Origin of the sequence: Sphingobium sp. RSMS (assembly GCF_005406185.4) — a bacterium.
Taxonomy (GTDB): domain Bacteria; phylum Pseudomonadota; class Alphaproteobacteria; order Sphingomonadales; family Sphingomonadaceae; genus Sphingobium; species Sphingobium fuliginis.
The window spans coordinates 2,915,930-2,936,474 of sequence record NZ_CM191257.1; the positions used below are offsets into that span (position 1 = coordinate 2,915,930).

The window sequence follows — 20,545 nt, forward strand, 5'->3', positions numbered from 1 at the left end:
GACTTGCGAAGTCGCCAGAGGGATCATTAGCACGATCTGAATTCGTGGAAAAGGCTGGACGTGAACGGACGGAGCGGTTCGAGCCCCGCTGGCAGCGGCTGGGGTCTGTCCGAAATACGCCTACAATTTTCGGACAGACCGTGGTTGCGACAAAGCTGAGCGATAAAAAGCGTTTATATAAATCAGATTGCGCGATATGGTGATCGATATAAAGGAGTGCTATCGATCATGCGTTGGAATTGGCAACAACCCGACTGGTCTAACTTCGCCTATGACGCGACGCGTCTGAGAGGCCGTGAGGACCAGTTTCTGAAGGGTGCCGGTATTCTGGTCGGTGTCATGGCCCACCTCCATGCCGACGATCGTCAGAACCTTTCCATCGAACTCATGGCACAAGAAGCTGTCGATAGCTCTGCAATTGAGGGAGAGATCCTCGATCGCGCGAGCGTGCAGTCGTCGGTCGCGAAGCATTTGGGGATCAAGGCCGACCACCGCCGAGCCAATGCCGCCGAGGCGGGCGCTGCAGAACTCATGGCGAATCTCTTCCGCAGCTATGGCGAGCCGGTCAGCGATGCCATGCTGTTCCATTGGCACGCCTTGCTCATGAACGGTAGGCGGGACCTCGCCGACATAGGCCGATATCGATCACATGCCGATCCCATGCAGATCGTATCGGGAGCCGTGCACGCGCCGAAGGTGCATTTCGAGGCGCCGCCATCGCAAGCGGTGCCAGGCGAGATGGACGCATTCATTGCCTGGTTCAACGATACCGGGCCGACGGGCCCTTCACCGGTGAGCGCGCTGACGCGAGCGGGTATTGCTCATCTATGGTTCGAGTCCATCCATCCCTTCGAAGATGGCAACGGGCGCCTCGGCCGCGCGATTGCGGAAAAGGCCCTGGCCCAAGGGCTTGACGCGCCCGCAATCACGGCTCTTGCAGAGATGGTCCAGCGCCATCGCAAGGACTATTACGCCCAGCTTCAGCGTGCGAGTATATCCAACCGGATCGACGATTGGCTCGAATGGTTCTCGGATATCGTGCTCGCCGCCCAACAGCGCACGCTTGATCGGGTTCATTTCCTCTTGGCTAAGGCAAAGCTGCTCGACCGTCTCCGCAGTCGGATCAACGCACGGCAGGAGAAGGCCCTGATCCGGATGTTCGCCGAAGGACCGGACGGCTTCAGGGGTGGCCTGAGCGCGGCAAACTACCGGACCATCACCGACGCAGCCCCCGCGACAGCCACTCGCGATCTCGCAGAACTGGTGGAGTTAGGAGCCCTTCGCAAGGAAGGAGAACTGAAGCACACAAGATACTATTTAAACCTCAGCGAATGACCAACCGCCCCGCACGTCAGATATTCTCTGTGCCGTGCGCGGTCAGGCTCGTTCGAGAACAGGCGGGAGCAAGCGTCCGAAAGCGTGATCAGCGGAGGGAAGGCTAACGTCGAGCTGGCGCCGCTAGTTCGCCGATCACTTGCCCGACAAGTCCACGCAACCAGCGGTGCGCCGGGTCGTGACGGTAGCGGACATGCCATGCCATCTCGACGGGGAAGGTGCCGAGATCGACCGGCGCGGGCAGAATATGCAAGCGAGGATCATGCGCTAACCGCCGGCAGATCAACCGTGGTAGGGTCGCAACGTAGTCGGTCACCCCGATCATCTCCGCCACAGCAAAGAAATTGGTGACCGACAGCGCGACCTCTCGCTTCAGGTTCTGCTGTGCCAGCGCCTGGAACAGCCCGGCGCGCATGCGGCCGGGCGGCACCACGTTGACGTGGCGCATGCCCTCGAACTGCTCGCGCGTGATCGCGTCGCCGATGTCCGGATGCCCGGCACGCACGACGCAGTCCAGCGCCTCGTCCATCAGATGCTGAACCACGAGATTGTCGGGCGGATCGATGATGCGGCCGAGCACCATCGCCGTGGTGCCGGAGACGACGCCGGTCTCGGTCAGGTCGTTGCCGTAAGGCGTGAGCCGCAGCTTGATGCGGGGCGCGACTTCAGCAAGCTTCGCTACCAGGACTGGCACGATCACGAACTCGACATAACCATTGGGCGCGATGGTGAAGAGTTGCTCGGCACTGGCGGGGTCGAAGTCCTGCTGCCCGAGCACGGCGTCATCCAGGCTGGCGAGTGCGTCCGCAATTTGCGGCGCCAGCTCCAAGGCGATCGGGGTCGGCTGGATGCCGTAGCGCTCACGGATGAACAGCTGGTCCTTCAGCATCAACCGCAGCCGGGCCAGCGCATTGGACAGCGCTGGTTGCGTCATGCCCAGACGCTCAGCGGCACGGGTGACGCTGCGCTCCTCCATCAGCGCGATGAAGATCGGCAGCAGATTGAGGTCGTAGCGCATGAGTTATGCTCTCACACATATATCTAAAATCCAAGAAATAAACTTCTGCAATGAGTGCGAAAGGCGCATCTCCTGGTCGTCCGGAATGCGGACGAGATCGAAGACAGGAGGTTTCCATGAGCAAGGGTAAGGTTCTGCTGATCGGCTCCAACGCCACCCGCATCGAGGTGCAGGGCAACAAATGGGGCGCTACGGGTCAGTATCTCAACGAGACGGTCGTCCCGGCGATGGCGCTCGAAGCTGCCGGTTATAAGGTCGTGCTCGCCACCCCGAACGGCAGCAAGCCGATCATCGATGCCGCGTCGGACGCGCCGGCGCATTTCGAGAATGACGAAGTGGCCTACCGCGCCGCTCGCGATTATTACGACAACAGCCCCGCCATGAACGCGCCGGTGACGCTACGCTCAGTCATCGATGGCGGGCTCGACCAGTATGCCGGTGTCTTCTTCCCCGGCGGCCAGGCCCCGGTGGTCGACCTGATGCAGGACGCCGAAGTGGGCGAGATCCTGCGTCACTTCCACGAAACGGCCAAGCCGACGGCGCTGCTTTGCCACGGCCCGATCGCGCTCGCCGCGGCGATGGATGATCCGCGTGCGTTCCGCGCCGCGCTGATCGCCGGCGCCGACGACAAGGCGCGCGAATGGGCGAAGAACTGGCCCTATGCCGGCTATCGCATGACGATCTTCTCAGGCAGTGAGGAGAAGGTGGTCGAGGATCACATCCTGCATGCCAAGATGTATTTCGACATGCCGCAGGCGCTGACCGCCGCCGGCGGCAAGGTGGAGACGACCGCCGTGGACTTCGAGCCGAACGTCGTCATCGACCGCGAGTTGATCACCGGTCAGAACCCGCGTTCGGACCACCCCATCGCCAAGGCGCTGGTCAAGGCACTCGACGCGCGGCAGACCGCGTGAGAACTCGGATGACCGGTGGGGCGCTGCGAACGCGCCCCGCCTCGTCCCTCCATCCATTCCAGGCAGGAGCAACCGCCATGACCAGCCATATCAAGATCGTCGCCGTGCTGACCGCTCGCACCGGCAAGGCCGACGCGTTGCGCCATCTGCTCGACGGCATGATCGCGCCTTCGCGATCCGAGCCCGGCAATCTGCGCTACGATCTCTGGACCGATCAGGCGGAGCCGGACCGGTTCGTGCTCGACGAGCTTTATGAAGACGCCGACGCGGTGGCAGCGCATCGTGCATCCCCGCACTTTCAAACCTATCTCGCCGCCATCAACGACCTCGCGGAGCGAAGCGCCTTCACGCTCGCGCCGGCGGCGGTCGCCTGAACGAGATCACAGAAACAGGGATCAACATCATGGCCCTCAAGGACATCCTTCCTCCAAACTCGGCTTCGGTGCCGCGCCGCTCGGTAATATGTTTCGCGCGATTCCCGATGCGGAAGCGCTCGCCACCGTCGAAGCAGCGTGGGACGACGGCATCCGCTATTTCGACAATGCGCCTTTCTACGGCGGTCTCGCTGAGATCCGCATGGGCGAGGCGCTCAGGGACAAGCCGCGCGATCAATATGTGATCAGCACCAAGGCCGGCCGGATCGTGCTCGACGAGGTGGATGATGCGCCGCGCGACAATGGCGAGAAGGGCGCCGTGTTCGCCAATGGGCGACCCAACAACGTGATCAACGACTATTCGCACGACGCGACGCTGCGCTCGATCGAGGACAGCCTGAAGCGCCTGCAGACCGACCATATCGACATCTTCTGGGTCCATGACGTGGCGCAGGACTTCTATGGCGACGAATGGCTGGCGAAGTTTGAGGAAGCCCGCACCGGCGCGTTCAAGGCGCTCGACCGGCTGCGCGACGAGGGCACGATCAAGGCCTGGGGCCTCGGCGTCAACCGGGTCGAGGCGGTCGAGCTGCTGCTCGATCTCGATGGCCCGCGCCCCGATGGTTCGCTGCTCGCTGGACGTTACACGCTGCTCGACCACGACCGTGCGCTCGAACGCCTCATGCCGAAGGTCGCTGAGCGCGGCTTGGGCATCGTTGTCGGCGGCCCCTATAGCTCGGGCGCGCTCGTTGGGGGGCCGAATTGCGTATTTCGCAAAAGTCGGACAGGAGCTTCGCTAAATCCCGGACAAGCGCTTCAGTAAATCCGGGACAGCAGGTGTAGGCAGTGGATGCCTGGTTTCTGTCAGGGTTGAGTGATTTCGATATTTGCGTCCTGGGTCAAGCCATGGGGAGCTTTTTGTCGCCGCATGCTGTCTCCTTTGAGCGTGATGCGATGGGCGTTGTGGACGATGCGGTCGAGGATGGCATCGGCGATTGTGGGCTCGCCGATCATTTTGTGCCAGGCCGCCACCGGGAGCTGTGCGGTGATGAGCGTGGATCTTCGGCGATACCGTTCCTCGAAGATCTCGAGCAGATCAAGGCGTTGCTGATCATTGAGACTATGGGTTCCCCAGTCGTCCAGAATAAGCAGCTGAACGCGGGCAAGCTTGTCGACGACGCGTGGGAACCGGCCATCGAGACGCGCAAGAGCAAGATCCTCGAACAGGCGCGGCATGCGCAGATAGAGGACGGAGTGATCCTGGCGCGCCGCCTGTCGCCCGAACGCACATCCCAGCCACGTTTTTCCCGTGCCGGTTTGGCCGGTGATGATAAGATTCTCATTTGCCTTGAGCCAGGCGCCCTGTGCGAGCGAGAGGATATTGCGGCGATCCAGTCCGCGGTGTGCCCCGAAGTCGATATTTTCGACACAGGCGTCGACAAAGCGCAGTTTCGCGCTGGCAAGACGATTGGTCAGCCGTCGATCAGCGCGGGTGGCGATCTCGCGGTCCAACATGAGCCCGAGCCATTCGTCTCGGGTCAGATCGCCAGCGGTGTCCTGCTCGGCAATGTCGCGCCATGCGGCCGCCATGCCCGCTAGCCCCAGGCTATGCATTTGATCAAGGGTAGGATGCGTCAGCACAAGATCGTCCTTTCTTCATTGATAATAGGACCCGCCACGGATGTTGCCGTGCGCCGGTGTTGGTTTGAGCGGCCCCGTTACCGGCTGGATCTTGTCGAACCCGGCCTTGAGGATGGCGTTGACGGATGAGTAGGTGACAGCGCCGATCACCAGCGCCCGATCGCAGGCGGCTTCAAGCCGATCGCGCTCGTAGCGCCGGGCCAGTGAGAGGACGCCCATGGCGGAGCGATAGCCCTGCTCGGGATGCGGCTTGTCGACCATCAGCCTTTCCACGAACGTCGCCGTATTCGGGCCCGTTTTCCTGGCGCGCTCGATCAGGCTCGCTGGCGATATATTCGCGTAGCGCTGATGCGCCTTGGGCATGTGCTCATTCACGGTAACGTGCCCACGGCGCTGCGATGTCCGCATATGGCTGGCAACCCGCGCATGATCGTAGAAGATTTCGACCACCCGATGCGTCAGGCGGATATCGACCTGCCGGCCGATCAGTCCGTGCGGCACGGAGTAAAAGGTCTTGTCGACCTCGACATGATAATCAGGATGGACCTTGGCGCGTTTCCACTCGGCATATTCGAACACCAACGTGGGTAACGCCGCCAATGCTGTCCGTTCGATCTCGTCAAAGATTGCGCGACGGGATTTTCCGATATGGCGCATGGGCCGATCATTGAGATCAACCAGCAAGTCCGCGATCGCAACATTGAGATCCGCCAGACTGAAGAAGCGCCGATTGCGCAGACGCGCCAGGATCCAGCGCTCCACGATCAACACTGCGCCCTCGACCTTTCCCTTGTCGCGCGGCCGCCGGCTCCGGGTAGGCAGGATCGTCGTATCGTAATGCTCCGCCATCGCCGCAAAGGTGGCGCTGAGCGTGGGCTCGAACCAAAGCGCCTTGGCAACGCCCGCTTTCAGATTGTCGCACACGATCGCGCGCGGTACCCCGCCGATAAAGCTCAGCGCACGGCACTGCGCGTCGATCCAGTCCGGCAGCTGCTGGCTCAGGCTCGCCATTGCGAAAGTGAAGGATGAAGCGCCCAGTACAGCTACGAAGATCTGCGCCTGGGTGATGACGCCGGTTACAGGATCGATCAGCGGCACAGTCTGCCCGGCATAATCGGTTTGCAGGACGGCACCCGCCTCATGGCGATTGCGGAAGCTGACATGGGTCCGCCGCTGGAAGGACAGGAACCGATCGCAAAACCATGTATAGCCATAGCCATTGGGATGGGCAGCTCGATATTCCTGCCACAGCAAAACCAGCGTCACTCCTTTGCGCTTGATCTCCCGCGCAACCACTGGCCAGTCCGGCTCATCCAGATCCTGAGGAGGACGGCCGACACGGCGAAATACCAGTCGTTCGATCGCTGCGTCATCGTCGTAACCAGCCGGCAACGGCCAGCCTGTCAGCCCTGCCTCGCGCGCCCGCAGCAAATAGGTCGACACCGTCGTCTTGCTCAGCTTCAGCCGCTCTGACACAGCCCGTACCGACAAACCCTGATCATAGGTCAGCCGGAGGATCGATCGCATGTCCTTCACGTCGGTTCGTCTCGCTTGCTTCCGCCTTGGCATCACCCCTCCCATCGCAACGATGAGGAGCAACAATGCCAGAGCGGCGCATCTCAAAACCTAACCTCGATCCCGTCCCAAACCCTGTCCGGGATTTAGCGGAATCGCTGTCCCATATTTACTGAAATGCCTGTCCGCGATTTAGTGAAATCACTGTCCGGGCTTTTCCGAAACACGCAGCCGAATTTCGAATATGCACCTGCCACGCCGGAAATTCTCGCCAAAGTTGCTGCGATCAAGGCAATTGCGGACCGCTACAGCATCAGCATGAAGGCGGCGGGGCTGCAGCCAATCCGGCGGTGGCAGCCGTCATCCCTGGAGCCAGCCGCCCGCAGCGCATCGCTGAGGACACAGCAGCGTTGAACCAGACGATCTCGGCCGACTTCTGGCGCGAGCTGCGCGATGCAGGTCTCGTCAATCCGGCCGCGCCATTGCCGCTCTGATCCTGATCCGGCGCGGTCTCGGAACCGCACGGTTTGCTAACGTGCGTCCCTGCGGAGGCAGCCTTGTTCATGGTCGTTGACGATGCCGACCGCCTGCCTCCAGGCATAGACGATCGTCGGCCCGACAAATTTTAAGCCGCGTTTTTTCATGTCCTTGGAGATCGACTCCGAGAACGGCGAGGTAGCGATCCACGCGCCGCCGGCGTTCTTGATCGGCTTGCCGTCGGTGAAGGCCCAGCAATAGTCGGTGAAGCTTTCGCCGCGCTCGGACATCTCGCAATAAATCTGCGCGCCGCGAATGGTGGCGCGGATTTTGGCTTGGGCGCGAACGATGCCGGAATCAGCCATCAAACGCGCGAATCGTCCTCGTCGAACCGGGAGACGGTCTACGGGTCGAATCCGGCAAAGGCCTTTCGAAGCCTTTTGGATGTCCTCGAGCGCCGGCCTGATCTGTGCGACGAAGATCCGCCCCGCATGGGTGAGCGAGACGCTGCGCGTGGTACGGTTGAACAGCCGCACCGCAAGCTGTCGCTCGAGCTTGCCAACCGCATTGCTTATGGCCGTTGTCGATATGCCAAGGTCCAGCGCCGCCGCGCGAAACGAGCCGCACCGCACGATGGCAAGAACGGACTCTAGGCCGTAGTGACGATTTAATCATTTGAGCCATAGCATGATGCTGGCGAGTTTGACGAAGCCGAGGAAGTTTGCGGCGAGTTTGTCATAGCGTGTTGCGATACGGCGCCACTGCTTGAGCTTGGCGAAGAAGCCCTCGATGCCCCAACGCTGTTTGTAGGCGATGCGATCATAGTGGTGCTGATATTTGCGATGGCGGCGAGGTGGGATGACCGGCTCGCCGCCTTGCTCGTAGATGAGATCGTGCAAACTGTCGGCGTCATAGGCCCGATCAGCCAGAACCTTGCCAGCCGGGATGCCGCGGATCAGATCGCAGGCGGGCGCCATGTCGTTTTGCTGTCCGGGGCCGAGGATGAAGCGGATCGGCAAGCCCAAGGCATCGACTACGGCATGGATCTTGGTGCCGAACCCGCCTCGCGAGCGCCCGAGAGCCTGGGCTTGAGCGCCCCCCTTTTTACCCGTGCCCCAGCCGCCTGGGCCTGGGCGCGGATCACCGTCGCATCGATCGCCAGCCATTCGATGTCGGGATCATCCGACACAGCCTCGAAGATCCGGTCGATCACGCCTTGCTCGACCCAGCGATAATAACGCCGCTTGGCGGTCTGATAGGGACCGAACTTCTCCGGTAGATCGCGCCAGCGTCCCCCTGAACGCGCCAGCCAGAGCAAGGCGTCAAGAAACAACCGTCCGTCACTGCGAGGACCGCGCTTGCCCTTGCGCCCGCCCGGAACGAACTCCCGCAGCCGCTCCCACTGATCATCCCGCAGCACTTCGCCTTCCACGCCAGCCTCCAAAAGCCAGCCTTGAATCACAAATCCAAACCGTCGTGAATCCCTAAAATGTCACTACTGCCTAGCTCGATCAATGAATGACGACTCATTATCCTGTTTTTCGTGACACGCTATGGCGATTTGTCTCGATTATCAGGCGAAAAGTCCATCGCTAAATCATCGTCATCACCATTGAGGAGATGACCATGACAATTGATCTACCCACGCCGATCGCCGCCTTTGTCGAGGCAAATGCGCGTCTCGATCTCGACGGCCTGATGAAGCCATTTCTGCGCGACGCTGTCTTCATCGACAATGGCAAGCGCTTCGAGGGACAGGCGGCAATCCGCCAGCTGTTCGAGGAAGAAGTTATCCCGGTGAAAGCGATCTTCGAGCCCGACACCGTTCGGGAAGAAGGCGGCGATGTCATCGTCGAAGGTCCCGCTCATGGCGACTTCCCGGGCAGTCCGCTGCGTTTCACCTATCGTTTCACGCTGGCGCACGGCGCCATCAGGACGCTGGAGACCACGGTATGAGCATCAAGGCAGATCCCGGCGAGTTCACCGGCAAGCGCGTGCTGGTCAGCGGCGGCACCAAGGGCCTCGGCCGCGCCACGGTCGAGCGCTTCCTAGCCGGCGGAGCGTGTGTCATCACAGCCGCCCGGGCAATCAAGGATACCATCGAGGGCGTCGAATATGTTCAGGCTGATCTGACCACGCGCGAGGGCGGCGAAGCGTTCGCCAAGGCGGCGCTCGACCGGCTTGGCAGCATCGACATCCTCGCGCACGTCGTCGGTGGATCGGCGTCGCCGGCCGGTGGCTTCGTTGCGCTGACCGACGAGCACTGGCTTGCCGAGCTGAACCTCAACCTCCTGACGACCGTCCGCCTTGATCGCCTGCTGATCCCACAGATGATCGAGCGCGGCGCAGGCACCGTAGTGCACGTCACTTCGATCCAGTCCGTCCTGCCGCTTCCCGAATCCACGACTGCCTACGCCGCCGCTAAGGCGGCGCTCAGGACCTACAGCAAGTCGATTTCGAAGGAACTCGGTCCAAAGGGTGTGCGGGTCAACGCCGTTTCACCCGGCTGGATCATGACCGAGGCGACCGGCGACTTTCTCGAAATGCTTCGAGCCGCCAATGGCGGCACGGTTGAGGATGCACGCCAGTCCGTGCTCGATGCCCTTGGCGGTATCTCGATCGGGCGTGGAGCCGAGCCTGAGGAGGTGGCGGACCTCATCGCATACCTCGCCTCGAACCGCGCCGCCGCGATCCATGGCACTGAGTTCGTCATCGACGGCGGGACCATCCGCACCGTTTGAGAGCGCCGACCTGGTGATCGGCAAACCGTGGCGATCCTGCGCTCCGAATATGCGAGGCCTCTGCCGGTCGATCGGCTGGCAGCGGCGGCGGGGATGAGTCAGTCCGCCTTCCACCAACATTTTCACGCTGTGACGTCGCTCTCGCCGCTGCAGTTCCAGAAAGCACCTGCGGCTGCTTGAAGCGCGCCGACTGATGCTGTCGGAAGGGCGCAATGCCAGCAACGCCGCCTTCGACGTGGGGTACGAAAGCGTATCCCAGTTCAACCGCGAATATAGCCGGATGTTCGGTCGGCCGCCGGTTAGAGACGTCAGGTCGGCACGAGGCAGGGCTATTGCCGCATAATTACATGAGGCGGCAAATCGACGATCAAGGCATTGGTGGCGCCACTCTGCTGCGACCATCGACGGCTTGCCCCGCAAAAGGTTACCGCCGACCCACACGCAATCTGAAATAATTGCAAAGAGAGGTGACCGGGGCGGCGTGGCGGTCGAATAAGAGATCATGCGCTCGGACTTCCTCACGAGATTGATCTCAAAGCCTGCGTCGGACAAGGCGCCGGCCAGCCGTGAGCGTCCGTCCCGAACTGCGCCGGACGACTGGAGCAGCCTGATGGTTGCGGCACAAAACGGCCACGGTGGCGCCTATCGTCGGCTGCTCGGCGAGATGTCCGAGTGGCTTACGCGCTACTTCCAGCGGCGGCTGCCGCCGGGCAATGTGGATGACGCCATCCAGGAGACGCTGCTTGCCGTCCATCGGCGGCGCCACACATATGATCCCCAATATCCGCTGGGACCCTGGCTGGCGGCGATTGCCAAGAACAAATGGGTTGACCAGCTGCGCAGCCTGGCGCGCCGACCCGTGGACGAGCTGCCCGACGACATGGCCGTGGGCGACCATGAGGCTTCGGTGGTCAGCAGTTCGGTTCTGGCCAGCCTGCTTGACGAACTCCGCCCCGCGCAGGCCCAGGCGATCCTGCTGGTCAAGGTGCAGGGCTACAGCATCGAGGACGCATCCGGCCAGACTGGCCTCTCCCCCTCGGCCGTGAAGATGAACATCCACCGCGGGCTCGCGCGCCTGTCGGCCATCATTGAGAAGACCCACGATGTCGAATGAATCCCTGATCGCCGACCTGTCCTCGGACCTAACGCCCGTTCAGCGCCGCAGCATGCTGCGCGAGGGCGGACTTGTCCTCGCGCTGGGTGCCGCGGAGCTCATGCTCTTCCTGGGCCTGGGCGCGATGCGGCCGGACATGAGTCACATGGCCGGCTCGCCGTTTTTGATGTGGCGGGTGGGAAGTCTCGGCCTGCTGGCGGCGATCGCCTGCGTGCTGGCGATCCGGTCCTTCTCACCAACGGCGCAGCCGCGCCGGGGGCTGATGCTCGCCTGCGCCCTCACGGTCGCGGCCATCGTCGGGGGCGTGTTCGTCACCCCCGATGGCGCGAGCGAGCGAGCGCTGCTCGATCGCATCAATCCGGCCAGCGGAATCGTGTGCGCCACCTCGATCTTCGTGCTCTCGGTACCGATCGTGGCGCTGCTTGGCGCTCTGATGCGGAAAGCCGCGCCGACCCAGCCACGGCTGAGCGGGCTTGCCTCCGGCATCGCCGCCGGCGCCTGCGGGGCTTTCGTCTTCGCCTTCTGCTGCCCTTTCAACGACCCTCTTTACGTGGTGGTCTGGTATAGCATCGGGTGCGCCGCCGTGACGGCCGTCGCACGATGGCGCCTACCGCGACGCTTCCGCCTCTAGCCAAAACCGACGCGGCAAATCGCGAGCCGCGCACCGCCTGAACCGACCATCACCGATCCACCCGGATTTCGGGACGGGAGACGTGCGCCTGCATCACAAAAAGGAACCATGCCATGAAGACCGTCACCGACACGAAGTCCCCGGACCGGGACTGGCTCAAGACCTATTATTATCTGCGCTTCGCCGTCTCCGCGATCTGGGTCGCACTCGCCTTCACGGTGGCGAAGGCCATGCCGCCGCTGGCTGCGGTGATGCTTGTCGCCTATCCCGCTTGGGACGCGCTGGCGAACTATCTCGACGCCAGCCGGAGCGGCGGCTTGGCGAGAAACAAGAGCCAGATGCTAAATTTCGTCGTCAGCATCGTGACTGCTGTCACCGTCGCCGCGACCCTGCCGCACGGGATGCATGCGGTTCTTCAGATCTTCGGCGTGTGGGCGGTGCTCTCAGGCCTGTTCCAGCTCCTGACCGGGGTACGGCGCTGGAAGTCCTATGGCGCGCAGTGGGCGATGATCCTGAGCGGCGCTCAGTCGGGGCTCGCCGGGGCGCATATGCTCAGCAAGGCCGCTGGCGCGGCACCGGTCAGCATCGCCGACATCGCACCCTACGCCGCCTTCGGCGCATTTTATTTCCTCATCTCGGCGGTCTCACTGACCATCAGCGCCGTGCGCCGACGCTCCAGGGCCGTCGCCGCTTGACACACGTCCGAACGCGGGCCGTGCATCACGCGGCCGCGTTTACGAGATGGTTCGATACCGTAGAGATGAACGCGCGAAGACGCACGAGACGCCGTAGGTCTCGGTGGTATCCCATCCAGATGTCTCGCGTCGGCGGAGGCTTCGGTAGCTCCAGTCTGCGGATGCCCGGGATCTGACTGCCGACCACGCGAGGCAGGACGGCGATGCCGACATCTTCCCGACACATGCGTCCCTGAACGTTGCGATTGTTCGATCGCAGAATTGGTCTCGCATTGGGGAAACTCTCGATCAGCCATTCGATGTCCGGGAAATGGCCCGTGGATGTGTCATGGGTGATCAGCCGGAATCCGGTCCCATCGCCATATTCGGGATCGGCCGCTTCCTCGGCGATGTAGACATCGTAATCGAGCCTGAAGAGCCGCCGCTGAACGACATCGGCCGAGTTGAACGGGACGATCCGAAAAGCGACGTCGGCCTCGCGCTGGGCAAGGTTGAAGAGGCGCGTCCCAGTCTGGATCTCCACGTCGACATTGGGGTAGGCTTTCGAGAAATCTGCCAGGATGGGAGGAAGGACATAGGCGCCGAACCAATCGGCTGACGAGATGCGCAGACTGCCTTTGAGGTTCTGCTCCTGCCCTGCGAGCCGGCGCTCCATGGCCAGCGCGCCTTCTTCCATTTGCTCGGCCAGCGCGATGATCCCGTGGCCTTCCTCGGTCAGAACAAGACCGTCTGCCGTGCGCTGGAACAGGGTATGACCGACCGCCTGTTCAAGGGCGCGAAGGCGTCTGCCCACGGTCGGATGGCTTGTCTGAAGCGACCGCGCAGCGCCGCCGAGCGAGCCGGATCGCGCAATCGCCAGGAAAATCCTCACATCACTCCATTCCATGGACCACCTGCACAAAAATGAACGACGGGAATACATTTCTGTCAGTTAAAGAACAAATCTAAACACCTACATCGCCTCTATCGTCTGGAGGTGCACAATCATGAAGACCTGGTTCATCACCGGCTGTTCGAGCGGCTTCGGTCGGCGGCTCGCGCTCGCCGCAGCAGAGCGCGGCGATCGGGTGATCGCGACCGCCCGCAATGTGAAGGCGATTGAGGAAATGGCCGCACCGTTCGGCGGTCGCATGATCACCTTGCCACTCGACGTAACCAATCCGGCCGCGGCCAAAGGGGCGGTCGCCAAGGCGGTCGAGACGTTCGGCGGGTTTGACGTGCTCGTGAACAATGCCGGCTACGCCCTGTTCGGCGCGATCGAGGAAGGCATGCCCGAGGAATATCGGCCGATGTTCGAGGTGAACGTCTTCGGCCTGATCGAGACTACCAAAGCAGCCCTGCCTGTGCTGCGGCGCTCGGGCGGAACGATCGTCAACATGTCGTCCGGCGCGGGTATCGAGGGCCGCGGCGGCGGTGGTTATTACCACGCCGCCAAGTTTGCGGTGGAAGGCATTTCCGAAGCGCTCGCCGGGGAGCTGAAGCCGTTCGGCATCCGTGTGCTGATCGTCGAGCCCGGGCCGTTTCGTACCGACTTCCTTGGCCGGTCGATCGCCATGGCCGCCAACGAGATGCCGGAATATGCCGCAACCTCACGCAAGCCCTATCGCGAGACGAACGACGGCAATCAGGCGGGCGATCCCGACAAGGCAATCGCGGTGATCCTCCAGGCGGTCGATGCCGATGATGCGCCGCTTCACCTGCCGCTCGGCCCGGCCGCGCACGCTATCGCCGAGCGAAAGCTGGCGGCCTTCCGCAGCGATATCGACGCCTGGCGCGCTGTCACGATCGCCACCGACTTCGACCCTGTTTGAACATCAACATCTGACTGGAGGGCGATCATGATCGCAGCCTTGCAAGGCTTTACCCAGCAGCTGGTGCCGGTGAACGGCATCAAGATCAACGCAGTCACAGGGGGCTCGGGCCCGCCGATCCTTCTGCTGCACGGTTGGCCGGAAACATGGTGGGAATGGCACCATGTGATGCCGCTGCTGGCCGAGCATTTCAGCGTGGTGGCCATCGACCTGCGCGGCGCCGGTTTCTCCGACTGTCCGCAGGGCGGCTATGACAAAGCGAACATGGCGCGTGACGCGCATGAGGTCATGATCGCCCTCGGCCACGAGCGCTACGCCGTGTGCGGACATGACATCGGCGGAATGGTCGCCTTGCCGCAGGCTGCTCTCTATCGGGAGGCTGTCACCCACCTCGCCGTCCTCGACGTTCCGCTTCCTGGCTGGACCGGATGGGAAGCGACGACCGCGAGGCTCTGGCACTTCGGCTTCCATATGAACCGGGACCTGCCTGAGCGCCTCATCCATGGCCGCGAATCTGACTATATCTCGGCCTTCATGGCGGAGCGGTTCTACGATCATAGCCGCTTCGATCCGGCCGATGTCGAGATCTACGCCAGGGCGATGGCACTGCCCGGCCGCTTGCGTGGCGGCATGGAATGGTATCGCACCCTCAAGGCCGATCATGCGGCAGCGCTCGAGTACAAGAAGCAACCGCTCGGGATACCGGTGTTCGGCCTAGGCGGGGACCAGCGCTTCGGTCCGCAGATGGTGCCCATGCTCGAGGAGTTCGCCACCCATGTGACGGGCGGTTCGATCGCGAGGTGCAGCCACTATGTCGCGGACGAGCGGCCGGATGAAGTCGCAGCCGCCCTGATCGCGTTCCTCAACCCAAATTGAAACCCGCTGTCCGTCCCCCTGTGAGCCGGGCAGATCGCAAACAGCAAAGGAACTGTCATGACCGTACCCGTCATTCGCGGTGTCAATCACATCGGCATCACGGTACCCGACATCGAAGCCGCAAAATCGTTCCTGGTAGAAGCGTTCGGCGGCCAGCTGATCTACCAGTCCTTCGGCCCGCAGGACCCGCCGCGGCAGGGGCCGGAGTTCGAGCGCGCCGTCGGTGCTTTCCCCGGCACAGTCGTGCGCGCGCAGGCAATGGTCAAGATCGGCACCGGGCCCGATATCGAGCTCTTCGAAATGCACGGCCCCGAACAGGCCCAGCCGATCCGTGCGAGCGACTTCGGCATCACGCACTTCGCGCTCTATACCGATGATATCGACGCATCGGTCAAGCGCTTCGAAAAGGCGGGAGGCATACCCCTAACCGCGCCGCGCGCTATTCCCTATGCGACCGAGAAGGGTCCTGGAAACAAGGTCTGCTACTGCCGCATGCCGTGGGGCACGACAATGGAATTCATCACCACGCCGGACCGCATGGCGTATCATGACCAGACGGATCTGCGCAGATGGCAGGACGAGGACTAAGCTGGACGCAGATAGGGGGGCCGCGTCATCGGCGACCGCCAACCGTCAAGCATTACAAAGACGATCGCTGCCGGGCGCGTTCCCTTATTTCACCAATCCCTGCGTGAGGCCTGATGAATAACGATATGGCCTGGCAGGGGCATAGTTTAACCACCGTTCAGTTCGGCCAGAGCTCAGCACAGGGAAGGGTGATTAGACGTTCTCGAACGTCCCCGGAAGAACAAATGGTGCCCAGAAGAGGACTCGAACCTCCACGACCTTGCGATCGCCAGCACCTGAAGCTGGTGCGTCTACCAATTCCGCCATCTGGGCACGGGGTAGGAGCGCGCAACTAGCCGCTGGCCGGGGGGCTGTCAATCACGGCAGGCGCATTATTTTTTATTTTTCTGGTTTCCAGGCCAAGAGCTTTTTACGGGCCTTTTTCAGGCCCCTGCCGTTGAACCGGAGAAATAGCATGGATCGTCCCGACGTTGCGCCGCCCGCCTTTCACCCTCGGCCGGACGGGTTGCGGCTGGCCTGTCGGCACCGGCCCGGCACCGCCCCCACGATCGTCTTCCTGCCCGGCTACATGTCCGACATGGAAGGCGGCAAGGCGGTTGCGCTGGACGGTTGGGCGCAGGATCAGGGCCGGGCGATGCTGCGGCTCGATTATGCCGGCAATGGCGCGAGCGAGGGACGGTTCGAGGATGGCACGCTGGCGAGTTGGCGCGACGATGCGCTGCTGCTGATCGATTCCCTGACCCAGGGGCCGGTGGTGCTGGTGGGATCTTCCATGGGCGGCTGGCTGGCGCTGCTGATCGCGCTGGCCCGGCCGGAGCGGGTGGCGGGGCTGGTCGGCATCGCGGCGGCGCCGGATTTCACCGAATGGGGCTTTACCGACGCGGACAAGGCCCTGCTGGCGACGGAAGGACGGATCGTCGAACCGACCCCTTATGGCGATAACCCCTATGTCACCACCTTGGCCTTCTGGGAATCGGGCCAGTCGCTGCGGCTGCTGGAGGGGGAGATCGCGATCGATTGCCCGGTGCGGCTGTTGCAGGGGCAGGCCGACCCCGACGTGCCCTGGCGAACGGCGTTGCGGATCGCGGAGCGGCTGCGTTCATCCGATGTGCAGACGCTGCTGATTAAGGATGGCGACCATCGCCTTTCCCGCGACCCGGACATCGCCCTGCTGATCCGGACCGTCTCCAGCCTGTTGGACAGCCTCTGATGCCCTTCCTCTTCCTCCCGCTGCTGCTGCTCGCCCCGCAGGCCTATGATCCGGAGGTCGAGGCGGTGATGAACCGCAAGAGGAAGGAAAAGGCGGAAGCGGCGGCTTCTGCGTCGGCCGCTCCGGCGCGGTCAGGAGCAGGAGCGAGTGAGGGCCGCATTCCGGTGCCGGACAAATATGCGGCGAAATTCCAGGCCTGCCTGGACCAGGCGGTGGAGGCGCCGGACAAGGGCGTCGCCTTCGCTCAGCAATGGCGGATCGACGGCGGCAGCTTCTATGCGCGCAACTGCATGGGCTTTGCCTATGCCCGCGCCGAACGCTGGGCGCCCGCCATCGTCGCCTTCGAACAGGGGGCGGACGAAGCCGAACGCAATGGCAAAATGGTGCAGAGCGGCCGGCTCTGGGCGCAGGCCGGCAATGCCGCGCTGGCTGGTGGCGACGCCGCCAAGGCGCGGGACGATTTCGACGCGGCGCTGGCGCGCGGGTTGCCCGACGGTCTGGAGAAGGGCGAGGTCCATCTGGACCGCGCCCGCGCGCTGGTGGCGCTGAACGATGTGAAGGGCGCCCGCGCTTCGCTCGATGCGGCGCTGGATCAGGTGCCGCGGGACCCGCTGGCCTGGCTGCTTTCGGCCACGCTGGCCCGGCGATCGGGGGAAATGAAGCTGGCGCAGGCGCATATCGCGCGGGCGGTGCAGCTTTCGCCCGACGATGCCTCCGTCGCGCTGGAGGAAGGCAATATCGCCATCCTCACCGATCATGAGGATGTGGCCCGTTCCGCCTGGCAGCGGGCGGTGAAGCTGGCGGCGGAAGCGCCGGCGGGAAAGGCGGCCGCCGACAATCTTTCCCGCCTGCCGCCAAAGCCCGCCCGCTGAAGGGCGACCAAGGAACCTCCGCCCGCCATTCTCCGTTGGCCCGCCAGGCGGGACGCGAGGGGAAAAGGAGCATGAGGATGCCGGATCGTCATGGAAGGATCGCGGCGCTGGGCCTGCTGACGGCGGGCGCGCTGGCGCTGACCGCCTGTTCGCATGGCGCGACGCGCGGCGGGCTGATCGGCGGGCGGGCGGCGCCGTGGTGGGCTCCGCCACCGGCCTTGGCACGGTGGAGGGCGCTGTGATCGGCGGCGCTGCCGGTGCGATCATCGGCGACGACAAGGATTGATGGCTATTTGAGGTAAAAGTCGACGGTCGTGACGACGCGCACCTTCTTATAGGGTGTGTCGCTCGACCCGTCGGCTTCGCCATCACGCGGTTCGATCGAGAAATAGCCTTGCGTCGCGCTCTTGATGCCGCCGACGCTCGCCCCGCTGTCGCGGGCGAACTGCTCGGCGGCGGCGCGGGCATCCCTGGTCGCGGCGGCGACCATCCGGGGCTTCACGTCGTTGAGCCTTGTGAAACTGTAGCGCATGCCCGACCCCTCCTGCAGCGTGACGCCCCGCCGGACCAGGTCGAATTGCTGCGCCACGGCGCGCTGGGCGCGGGGAATGTCGGTGGTGCGCAGCAACATCCGCTGGGTGATGGTGATCGTGTTGACGCCATTGTTGATATATTGGTTGACCCCGGCGCCGGTGGCGGTCAGCGCATCCGGCCTGAAGCCGAGGCCGGCGAAATAGGCGCGCAGTTCGCGGGTGTTATTGTCGATCTCCGCCCGGACAGCGGGCAGGTCGAAACCGGTGGCGGAATAGCTGATCGACCAGGTGGCGAGGTCCGCGGTCACATCCCTTTCCGCCAGTCCGCGCACGGTGACGGATCGGTCCGCCGCCTTCGCCCGCTTGAGCCCATCGCCCAGCAGATAGCCGCCGCCGACCATGCCGAGCGCCAGAACGGCCGCGCATCCCATGAAAAGCTTGTCATGATAAGTTAAGGCCATGCCTGCCTCCCTCTTCCGTCGAAGCCCGACGCATCTTATCTTGGAAGCGTCTTAGGTTTTCAGAGATGAACCGTTGCTTTATGGCGACGAATGGAGTGACTTCTTGCCCAAATATCTGCACACGATGATCCGCGTGACCGACATTGACCGCACCGTCGACTTCTTCCGCCTGCTTGGCCTAGAGGAGCAGAAGCGCATCGACAATGCGCAGGGGCGGTTCACGCTGGTCTTCCTCGCCGCGCCCGGCGATGAAGAGGCGCAGGTCGAACTGACCTACAACTGGCCGGCGGAGGACGGTACGCCGCCGGAGGTCTATGGCGGCGGACGCAATTTCGGGCATCTCGCCTATCGGGTCGAGAATATCTACGAGACCTGCCAGCGGCTGATGGACGCGGGCGTCACCATCAACCGGCCGCCGCGCGACGGTCACATGGCCTTCGTGCGGACGCCGGACAATATCTCCATCGAACTGTTGCAGGACGGACATCTTGATCCGGCCGAACCCTGGGCATCGATGCCCAATGTGGGAGCCTGGTAGGCCATGCTGGAGGTCGTCCGCATACCCGTTCTGAGCGACAATTACGTCTGGCTGCTGCATGACGACGCCAGCGGGGAGACTGTGGCCGTCGATCCCGCCGTGGCGGAGCCGGTGCTGGAAGCGGCCCGGCAGAGGGGTTGGACCATCGGCCAGATCTGGAACACCCACTGGCATGGCGACCATGTCGGCGGCAATGCGGCGATCAAGGCGGCGACGGGCTGCATCATCACCGGCCCGGCGGCGGAGGCGGATAAGATCGGCACGCTCGACCGCAGGGTGCGGGAGGGCGACAGCGTCCGCATCGGCGCCCATCAGGCCACCGTGCTGGAGGTGCCAGCCCATACCGCCGGGCATATCGCCTATCATCTGACCGACGACCGCCTGATCTTCGTCGGGGACACGCTGTTCGCCATGGGTTGCGGCCGGCTGTTCGAGGGAACGGCGGCGCAGATGTTCGCCAATATGCAGCGCTTCGCCGCCCTGCCCGACGATACGGCCGTCTATTGCGCGCATGAATATACGCAGTCGAACGGCCGCTTCGCCCTGACGGTGGAGCCGGACAACGCCGCCTTGCGCGCCCGCATGGGGGATGTCGACGCGGCGCGTTCGCGGGGAGAGGCCACGGTGCCGACCAGCATCGGGCAGGAACGCGCGACCAATGTCTTCATGCGCGCCCGCGATGTCGCGCAACTGGCCGAACGGCGCGCGGCGAAGGATGCGGCGTGACGGTTTTCGCGCTGCTTTGTCGTCCTGCAAGCGGGACGAATGAGGAGAGATGCCATGCGTCCATGGATGTTGCGTTCCAGCCTGTGCCTGGCCCCGCTGCTGCTGGCCGGATGTTCGGACAGCTATGAGCCGCCCAGGCTGACCGAAAAACAGACGAGCGAGCTGGAACGGGCCCTGGCGGGCAAGGTGCCGGGCGAAAGGACGAGCTGCGTCAATCGGGAATCCCAGTCCAATCTGACGGCCATCAGCAACAGCGTCCTGCTGTACCGGGTCAGCCGGCGGCTGGTCTACCGCAACGACCTGATCGGCAGCTGTTCCGGGCTGTCGCGCGGCGACACGCTGATCATCAGGACCTGGGGATCGCAATATTGCCGCGGGGACCAGCTGACCAGCGCCGACCTGATGACCGGCATGGTGACGGGAAATTGCGCGCTGGGTGACTTCATCCCCTATCGCGCGCCGTCGAAATAGGGTT

28 protein-coding genes, 1 tRNA gene and 1 pseudogene are annotated in these 20,545 nt (G+C 63.3%); 21 read left to right on the forward strand and 9 right to left on the reverse strand.

The window, feature by feature from the left end; translation table 11 throughout:
- Nucleotides 1–228 precede the first annotated feature (228 nt).
- Complete coding sequence (locus tag EGM87_RS14160; protein ID WP_044660509.1) at nt 229–1,335, forward strand: Fic family protein; 1,107 nt, start codon at nt 229–231, stop codon at nt 1,333–1,335.
- Nucleotides 1,336–1,438: 103 nt separating this feature from the next.
- On the opposite strand, the gene EGM87_RS14165 is transcribed toward EGM87_RS14160, so the two are convergent.
- Nucleotides 1,439–2,353 (reverse strand): LysR family transcriptional regulator, encoded by a 915-nt coding sequence (locus EGM87_RS14165; protein WP_044660508.1) that lies wholly within the window; start codon nt 2,351–2,353, stop codon nt 1,439–1,441.
- A 116-nt stretch (nt 2,354–2,469) separates the two neighbouring features.
- Between EGM87_RS14165 and EGM87_RS14170 the strand changes: the two genes are divergently transcribed.
- The 3 genes from EGM87_RS14170 (at nt 2,470) to EGM87_RS14180 (ending at nt 4,464) form a co-directional block, all read left to right on the forward strand.
- Nucleotides 2,470–3,267, forward strand: coding sequence for a type 1 glutamine amidotransferase domain-containing protein (locus EGM87_RS14170; RefSeq protein WP_044660507.1), 798 nt, complete (start codon nt 2,470–2,472; stop codon nt 3,265–3,267).
- 77 nt (nt 3,268–3,344) lie between these two features.
- Nucleotides 3,345–3,641, forward strand: coding sequence for a putative quinol monooxygenase (locus EGM87_RS14175; protein WP_044660506.1), 297 nt, complete (start codon nt 3,345–3,347; stop codon nt 3,639–3,641).
- A gap of 88 nt (nt 3,642–3,729) precedes the next feature.
- Nucleotides 3,730–4,464 (forward strand): aldo/keto reductase, encoded by a 735-nt coding sequence (locus EGM87_RS14180; protein ID WP_253719084.1) that lies wholly within the window; start codon nt 3,730–3,732, stop codon nt 4,462–4,464.
- Nucleotides 4,465–4,505: 41 nt separating this feature from the next.
- Here EGM87_RS14180 and istB read toward each other — a convergent pair whose 3' ends face one another.
- The gene (gene istB / locus EGM87_RS14185; RefSeq protein WP_410483115.1) at nt 4,506–5,255 is read right to left on the reverse strand and encodes an IS21-like element helper ATPase IstB; all 750 of its coding nucleotides are present in this window, start codon (nt 5,253–5,255) and stop codon (nt 4,506–4,508) included.
- A 42-nt stretch (nt 5,256–5,297) separates the two neighbouring features.
- On the reverse strand, nt 5,298–6,851 hold the full coding sequence (gene istA / locus EGM87_RS14190) for an IS21 family transposase (RefSeq protein WP_137710070.1): 1,554 nt from the start codon (nt 6,849–6,851) through the stop codon (nt 5,298–5,300).
- 296 nt (nt 6,852–7,147) lie between these two features.
- On the opposite strand from istA, the gene EGM87_RS14195 reads away from it, so the two are divergent.
- Nucleotides 7,148–7,291 carry a hypothetical protein gene (locus EGM87_RS14195; RefSeq protein ID WP_253719085.1) on the forward strand — a complete coding sequence of 48 codons (144 nt, stop codon included), beginning with the start codon at nt 7,148–7,150 and terminating at the stop codon, nt 7,289–7,291.
- Between the two features lie 36 nt (nt 7,292–7,327).
- On the opposite strand, the gene EGM87_RS14200 is transcribed toward EGM87_RS14195, so the two are convergent.
- The 3 genes and pseudogenes from EGM87_RS14200 to EGM87_RS14210 all read right to left on the reverse strand — a co-directional run bounded on the left by EGM87_RS14200 (nt 7,328) and on the right by EGM87_RS14210 (nt 8,706).
- The gene (locus EGM87_RS14200) at nt 7,328–7,639 is read right to left on the reverse strand and encodes a DNA-3-methyladenine glycosylase I (protein WP_044662847.1); all 312 of its coding nucleotides are present in this window, start codon (nt 7,637–7,639) and stop codon (nt 7,328–7,330) included.
- A gap of 69 nt (nt 7,640–7,708) precedes the next feature.
- Nucleotides 7,709–7,927 (reverse strand): annotated as a pseudogene (locus EGM87_RS14205) (LysR family transcriptional regulator); the annotation flags it as partial.
- A gap of 18 nt (nt 7,928–7,945) precedes the next feature.
- Nucleotides 7,946–8,706 (reverse strand): IS5 family transposase gene (locus tag EGM87_RS14210; protein WP_099185988.1). Its coding sequence is split into 2 segments (ribosomal slippage): nt 7,946–8,382 and nt 8,382–8,706, totalling 762 coding nucleotides; the frame shifts between segments, so codons are not numbered across the junction.
- Nucleotides 8,707–8,900: 194 nt separating this feature from the next.
- On the opposite strand from EGM87_RS14210, the gene EGM87_RS14215 reads away from it, so the two are divergent.
- From EGM87_RS14215 to EGM87_RS14245, 7 genes are all read left to right on the forward strand, one after another.
- On the forward strand, nt 8,901–9,230 hold the full coding sequence (locus EGM87_RS14215) for a nuclear transport factor 2 family protein (protein ID WP_044662845.1): 330 nt from the start codon (nt 8,901–8,903) through the stop codon (nt 9,228–9,230).
- On the forward strand, nt 9,227–10,015 hold the full coding sequence (locus tag EGM87_RS14220; protein WP_137710069.1) for an SDR family oxidoreductase: 789 nt from the start codon (nt 9,227–9,229) through the stop codon (nt 10,013–10,015). Before EGM87_RS14215 ends, EGM87_RS14220 begins: the two co-directional genes overlap by 4 nt.
- A gap of 93 nt (nt 10,016–10,108) precedes the next feature.
- Entirely contained in the window at nt 10,109–10,195 is an 87-nt protein-coding gene (locus EGM87_RS14225; RefSeq protein WP_249902384.1) for a hypothetical protein, read from the forward strand.
- Between the two features lie 13 nt (nt 10,196–10,208).
- The gene (locus EGM87_RS14230; RefSeq protein ID WP_229742755.1) at nt 10,209–10,358 is read left to right on the forward strand and encodes a hypothetical protein; all 150 of its coding nucleotides are present in this window, start codon (nt 10,209–10,211) and stop codon (nt 10,356–10,358) included.
- Nucleotides 10,359–10,625: 267 nt separating this feature from the next.
- Entirely contained in the window at nt 10,626–11,129 is a 504-nt protein-coding gene (locus EGM87_RS14235) for a sigma-70 family RNA polymerase sigma factor (protein ID WP_044660503.1), read from the forward strand.
- Nucleotides 11,119–11,760 carry an NrsF family protein gene (locus tag EGM87_RS14240; RefSeq protein ID WP_044660502.1) on the forward strand — a complete coding sequence of 214 codons (642 nt, stop codon included), beginning with the start codon at nt 11,119–11,121 and terminating at the stop codon, nt 11,758–11,760. Before EGM87_RS14235 ends, EGM87_RS14240 begins: the two co-directional genes overlap by 11 nt.
- A gap of 113 nt (nt 11,761–11,873) precedes the next feature.
- Entirely contained in the window at nt 11,874–12,455 is a 582-nt protein-coding gene (locus EGM87_RS14245; RefSeq protein WP_044660501.1) for a DUF308 domain-containing protein, read from the forward strand.
- A gap of 25 nt (nt 12,456–12,480) precedes the next feature.
- Here the strand turns inward: EGM87_RS14245 and EGM87_RS14250 are convergent, their stop codons facing one another.
- Nucleotides 12,481–13,341, reverse strand: coding sequence for a LysR family transcriptional regulator (locus EGM87_RS14250; RefSeq protein ID WP_137710067.1), 861 nt, complete (start codon nt 13,339–13,341; stop codon nt 12,481–12,483).
- A 100-nt stretch (nt 13,342–13,441) separates the two neighbouring features.
- Between EGM87_RS14250 and EGM87_RS14255 the strand changes: the two genes are divergently transcribed.
- From EGM87_RS14255 to EGM87_RS14265, 3 genes are read left to right on the forward strand one after another with little or no spacing between them, the layout of a single operon-like run.
- Nucleotides 13,442–14,266, forward strand: coding sequence for an oxidoreductase (locus EGM87_RS14255; protein ID WP_044660499.1), 825 nt, complete (start codon nt 13,442–13,444; stop codon nt 14,264–14,266).
- Nucleotides 14,267–14,293: 27 nt separating this feature from the next.
- The gene (locus tag EGM87_RS14260) at nt 14,294–15,142 is read left to right on the forward strand and encodes an alpha/beta fold hydrolase (protein WP_044660498.1); all 849 of its coding nucleotides are present in this window, start codon (nt 14,294–14,296) and stop codon (nt 15,140–15,142) included.
- Between the two features lie 57 nt (nt 15,143–15,199).
- On the forward strand, nt 15,200–15,730 hold the full coding sequence (locus EGM87_RS14265; RefSeq protein WP_044660497.1) for a VOC family protein: 531 nt from the start codon (nt 15,200–15,202) through the stop codon (nt 15,728–15,730).
- 225 nt (nt 15,731–15,955) lie between these two features.
- Here the strand turns inward: EGM87_RS14265 and EGM87_RS14270 are convergent.
- Nucleotides 15,956–16,042, reverse strand: a tRNA-Leu gene (locus tag EGM87_RS14270).
- A gap of 142 nt (nt 16,043–16,184) precedes the next feature.
- Between EGM87_RS14270 and EGM87_RS14275 the strand changes: the two genes are divergently transcribed.
- The 3 genes from EGM87_RS14275 to EGM87_RS14285 all read left to right on the forward strand — a co-directional run bounded on the left by EGM87_RS14275 (nt 16,185) and on the right by EGM87_RS14285 (nt 18,054).
- Nucleotides 16,185–16,940 (forward strand): alpha/beta hydrolase, encoded by a 756-nt coding sequence (locus tag EGM87_RS14275; RefSeq protein ID WP_044660561.1) that lies wholly within the window; start codon nt 16,185–16,187, stop codon nt 16,938–16,940.
- Nucleotides 16,940–17,812, forward strand: a complete 873-nt coding sequence (locus tag EGM87_RS14280) for a tetratricopeptide repeat protein (protein ID WP_137710066.1) — start codon at nt 16,940–16,942, stop codon at nt 17,810–17,812. The genes EGM87_RS14275 and EGM87_RS14280 overlap by 1 nt, the downstream gene beginning before the upstream one ends.
- 77 nt (nt 17,813–17,889) lie before the next feature.
- Entirely contained in the window at nt 17,890–18,054 is a 165-nt protein-coding gene (locus EGM87_RS14285) for a hypothetical protein (protein ID WP_229742753.1), read from the forward strand.
- A 47-nt stretch (nt 18,055–18,101) separates the two neighbouring features.
- On the opposite strand, the gene EGM87_RS14290 is transcribed toward EGM87_RS14285, so the two are convergent.
- Nucleotides 18,102–18,806 carry an SIMPL domain-containing protein gene (locus EGM87_RS14290; protein ID WP_044660563.1) on the reverse strand — a complete coding sequence of 235 codons (705 nt, stop codon included), beginning with the start codon at nt 18,804–18,806 and terminating at the stop codon, nt 18,102–18,104.
- A gap of 103 nt (nt 18,807–18,909) precedes the next feature.
- Between EGM87_RS14290 and EGM87_RS14295 the strand changes: the two genes are divergently transcribed.
- The 3 genes from EGM87_RS14295 to EGM87_RS14305 are packed head-to-tail and all read left to right on the forward strand — an operon-like array spanning nt 18,910 to nt 20,541.
- Nucleotides 18,910–19,344: a VOC family protein gene (locus tag EGM87_RS14295; protein WP_025547971.1), complete on the forward strand. Its 435-nt coding sequence runs from the start codon at nt 18,910–18,912 to the stop codon at nt 19,342–19,344.
- 3 nt (nt 19,345–19,347) lie between these two features.
- Nucleotides 19,348–20,070, forward strand: a complete 723-nt coding sequence (gene gloB / locus EGM87_RS14300; protein ID WP_044660564.1) for a hydroxyacylglutathione hydrolase — start codon at nt 19,348–19,350, stop codon at nt 20,068–20,070.
- Between the two features lie 54 nt (nt 20,071–20,124).
- Nucleotides 20,125–20,541: a hypothetical protein gene (locus tag EGM87_RS14305; RefSeq protein WP_048577989.1), complete on the forward strand. Its 417-nt coding sequence runs from the start codon at nt 20,125–20,127 to the stop codon at nt 20,539–20,541.
- The last annotated feature ends 4 nt before the right edge of the window (nt 20,542–20,545 follow it).

What these genes read in the sequence shown, in the direction of transcription:
- EGM87_RS14160 (WP_044660509.1), top strand. Translation starts at nt 229, where the DNA reads ATGCGTTGGAATTGGCAACAACCCGACTGGTCTAACTTCGCCTATGAC.
- EGM87_RS14165 (WP_044660508.1), bottom strand. Translation starts at nt 2,353, where the DNA reads ATGCGCTACGACCTCAATCTGCTGCCGATCTTCATCGCGCTGATGGAG.
- EGM87_RS14170 (WP_044660507.1), top strand. Translation starts at nt 2,470, where the DNA reads ATGAGCAAGGGTAAGGTTCTGCTGATCGGCTCCAACGCCACCCGCATC.
- EGM87_RS14175 (WP_044660506.1), top strand. Translation starts at nt 3,345, where the DNA reads ATGACCAGCCATATCAAGATCGTCGCCGTGCTGACCGCTCGCACCGGC.
- EGM87_RS14180 (WP_253719084.1), top strand. Translation starts at nt 3,730, where the DNA reads ATGTTTCGCGCGATTCCCGATGCGGAAGCGCTCGCCACCGTCGAAGCA.
- istB (WP_410483115.1), bottom strand. Translation starts at nt 5,255, where the DNA reads ATGCATAGCCTGGGGCTAGCGGGCATGGCGGCCGCATGGCGCGACATT.
- istA (WP_137710070.1), bottom strand. Translation starts at nt 6,851, where the DNA reads ATGCCAAGGCGGAAGCAAGCGAGACGAACCGACGTGAAGGACATGCGA.
- EGM87_RS14200 (WP_044662847.1), bottom strand. Translation starts at nt 7,639, where the DNA reads ATGGCTGATTCCGGCATCGTTCGCGCCCAAGCCAAAATCCGCGCCACC.
- EGM87_RS14215 (WP_044662845.1), top strand. Translation starts at nt 8,901, where the DNA reads ATGACAATTGATCTACCCACGCCGATCGCCGCCTTTGTCGAGGCAAAT.
- EGM87_RS14220 (WP_137710069.1), top strand. Translation starts at nt 9,227, where the DNA reads ATGAGCATCAAGGCAGATCCCGGCGAGTTCACCGGCAAGCGCGTGCTG.
- EGM87_RS14225 (WP_249902384.1), top strand. Translation starts at nt 10,109, where the DNA reads ATGAGTCAGTCCGCCTTCCACCAACATTTTCACGCTGTGACGTCGCTC.
- EGM87_RS14230 (WP_229742755.1), top strand. Translation starts at nt 10,209, where the DNA reads ATGCTGTCGGAAGGGCGCAATGCCAGCAACGCCGCCTTCGACGTGGGG.
- EGM87_RS14235 (WP_044660503.1), top strand. Translation starts at nt 10,626, where the DNA reads ATGGTTGCGGCACAAAACGGCCACGGTGGCGCCTATCGTCGGCTGCTC.
- EGM87_RS14240 (WP_044660502.1), top strand. Translation starts at nt 11,119, where the DNA reads ATGTCGAATGAATCCCTGATCGCCGACCTGTCCTCGGACCTAACGCCC.
- EGM87_RS14245 (WP_044660501.1), top strand. Translation starts at nt 11,874, where the DNA reads ATGAAGACCGTCACCGACACGAAGTCCCCGGACCGGGACTGGCTCAAG.
- EGM87_RS14250 (WP_137710067.1), bottom strand. Translation starts at nt 13,341, where the DNA reads ATGGAATGGAGTGATGTGAGGATTTTCCTGGCGATTGCGCGATCCGGC.
- EGM87_RS14255 (WP_044660499.1), top strand. Translation starts at nt 13,442, where the DNA reads ATGAAGACCTGGTTCATCACCGGCTGTTCGAGCGGCTTCGGTCGGCGG.
- EGM87_RS14260 (WP_044660498.1), top strand. Translation starts at nt 14,294, where the DNA reads ATGATCGCAGCCTTGCAAGGCTTTACCCAGCAGCTGGTGCCGGTGAAC.
- EGM87_RS14265 (WP_044660497.1), top strand. Translation starts at nt 15,200, where the DNA reads ATGACCGTACCCGTCATTCGCGGTGTCAATCACATCGGCATCACGGTA.
- EGM87_RS14275 (WP_044660561.1), top strand. Translation starts at nt 16,185, where the DNA reads ATGGATCGTCCCGACGTTGCGCCGCCCGCCTTTCACCCTCGGCCGGAC.
- EGM87_RS14280 (WP_137710066.1), top strand. Translation starts at nt 16,940, where the DNA reads ATGCCCTTCCTCTTCCTCCCGCTGCTGCTGCTCGCCCCGCAGGCCTAT.
- EGM87_RS14285 (WP_229742753.1), top strand. Translation starts at nt 17,890, where the DNA reads ATGCCGGATCGTCATGGAAGGATCGCGGCGCTGGGCCTGCTGACGGCG.
- EGM87_RS14290 (WP_044660563.1), bottom strand. Translation starts at nt 18,806, where the DNA reads ATGGCCTTAACTTATCATGACAAGCTTTTCATGGGATGCGCGGCCGTT.
- gloB (WP_044660564.1), top strand. Translation starts at nt 19,348, where the DNA reads ATGCTGGAGGTCGTCCGCATACCCGTTCTGAGCGACAATTACGTCTGG.
- EGM87_RS14305 (WP_048577989.1), top strand. Translation starts at nt 20,125, where the DNA reads ATGCGTCCATGGATGTTGCGTTCCAGCCTGTGCCTGGCCCCGCTGCTG.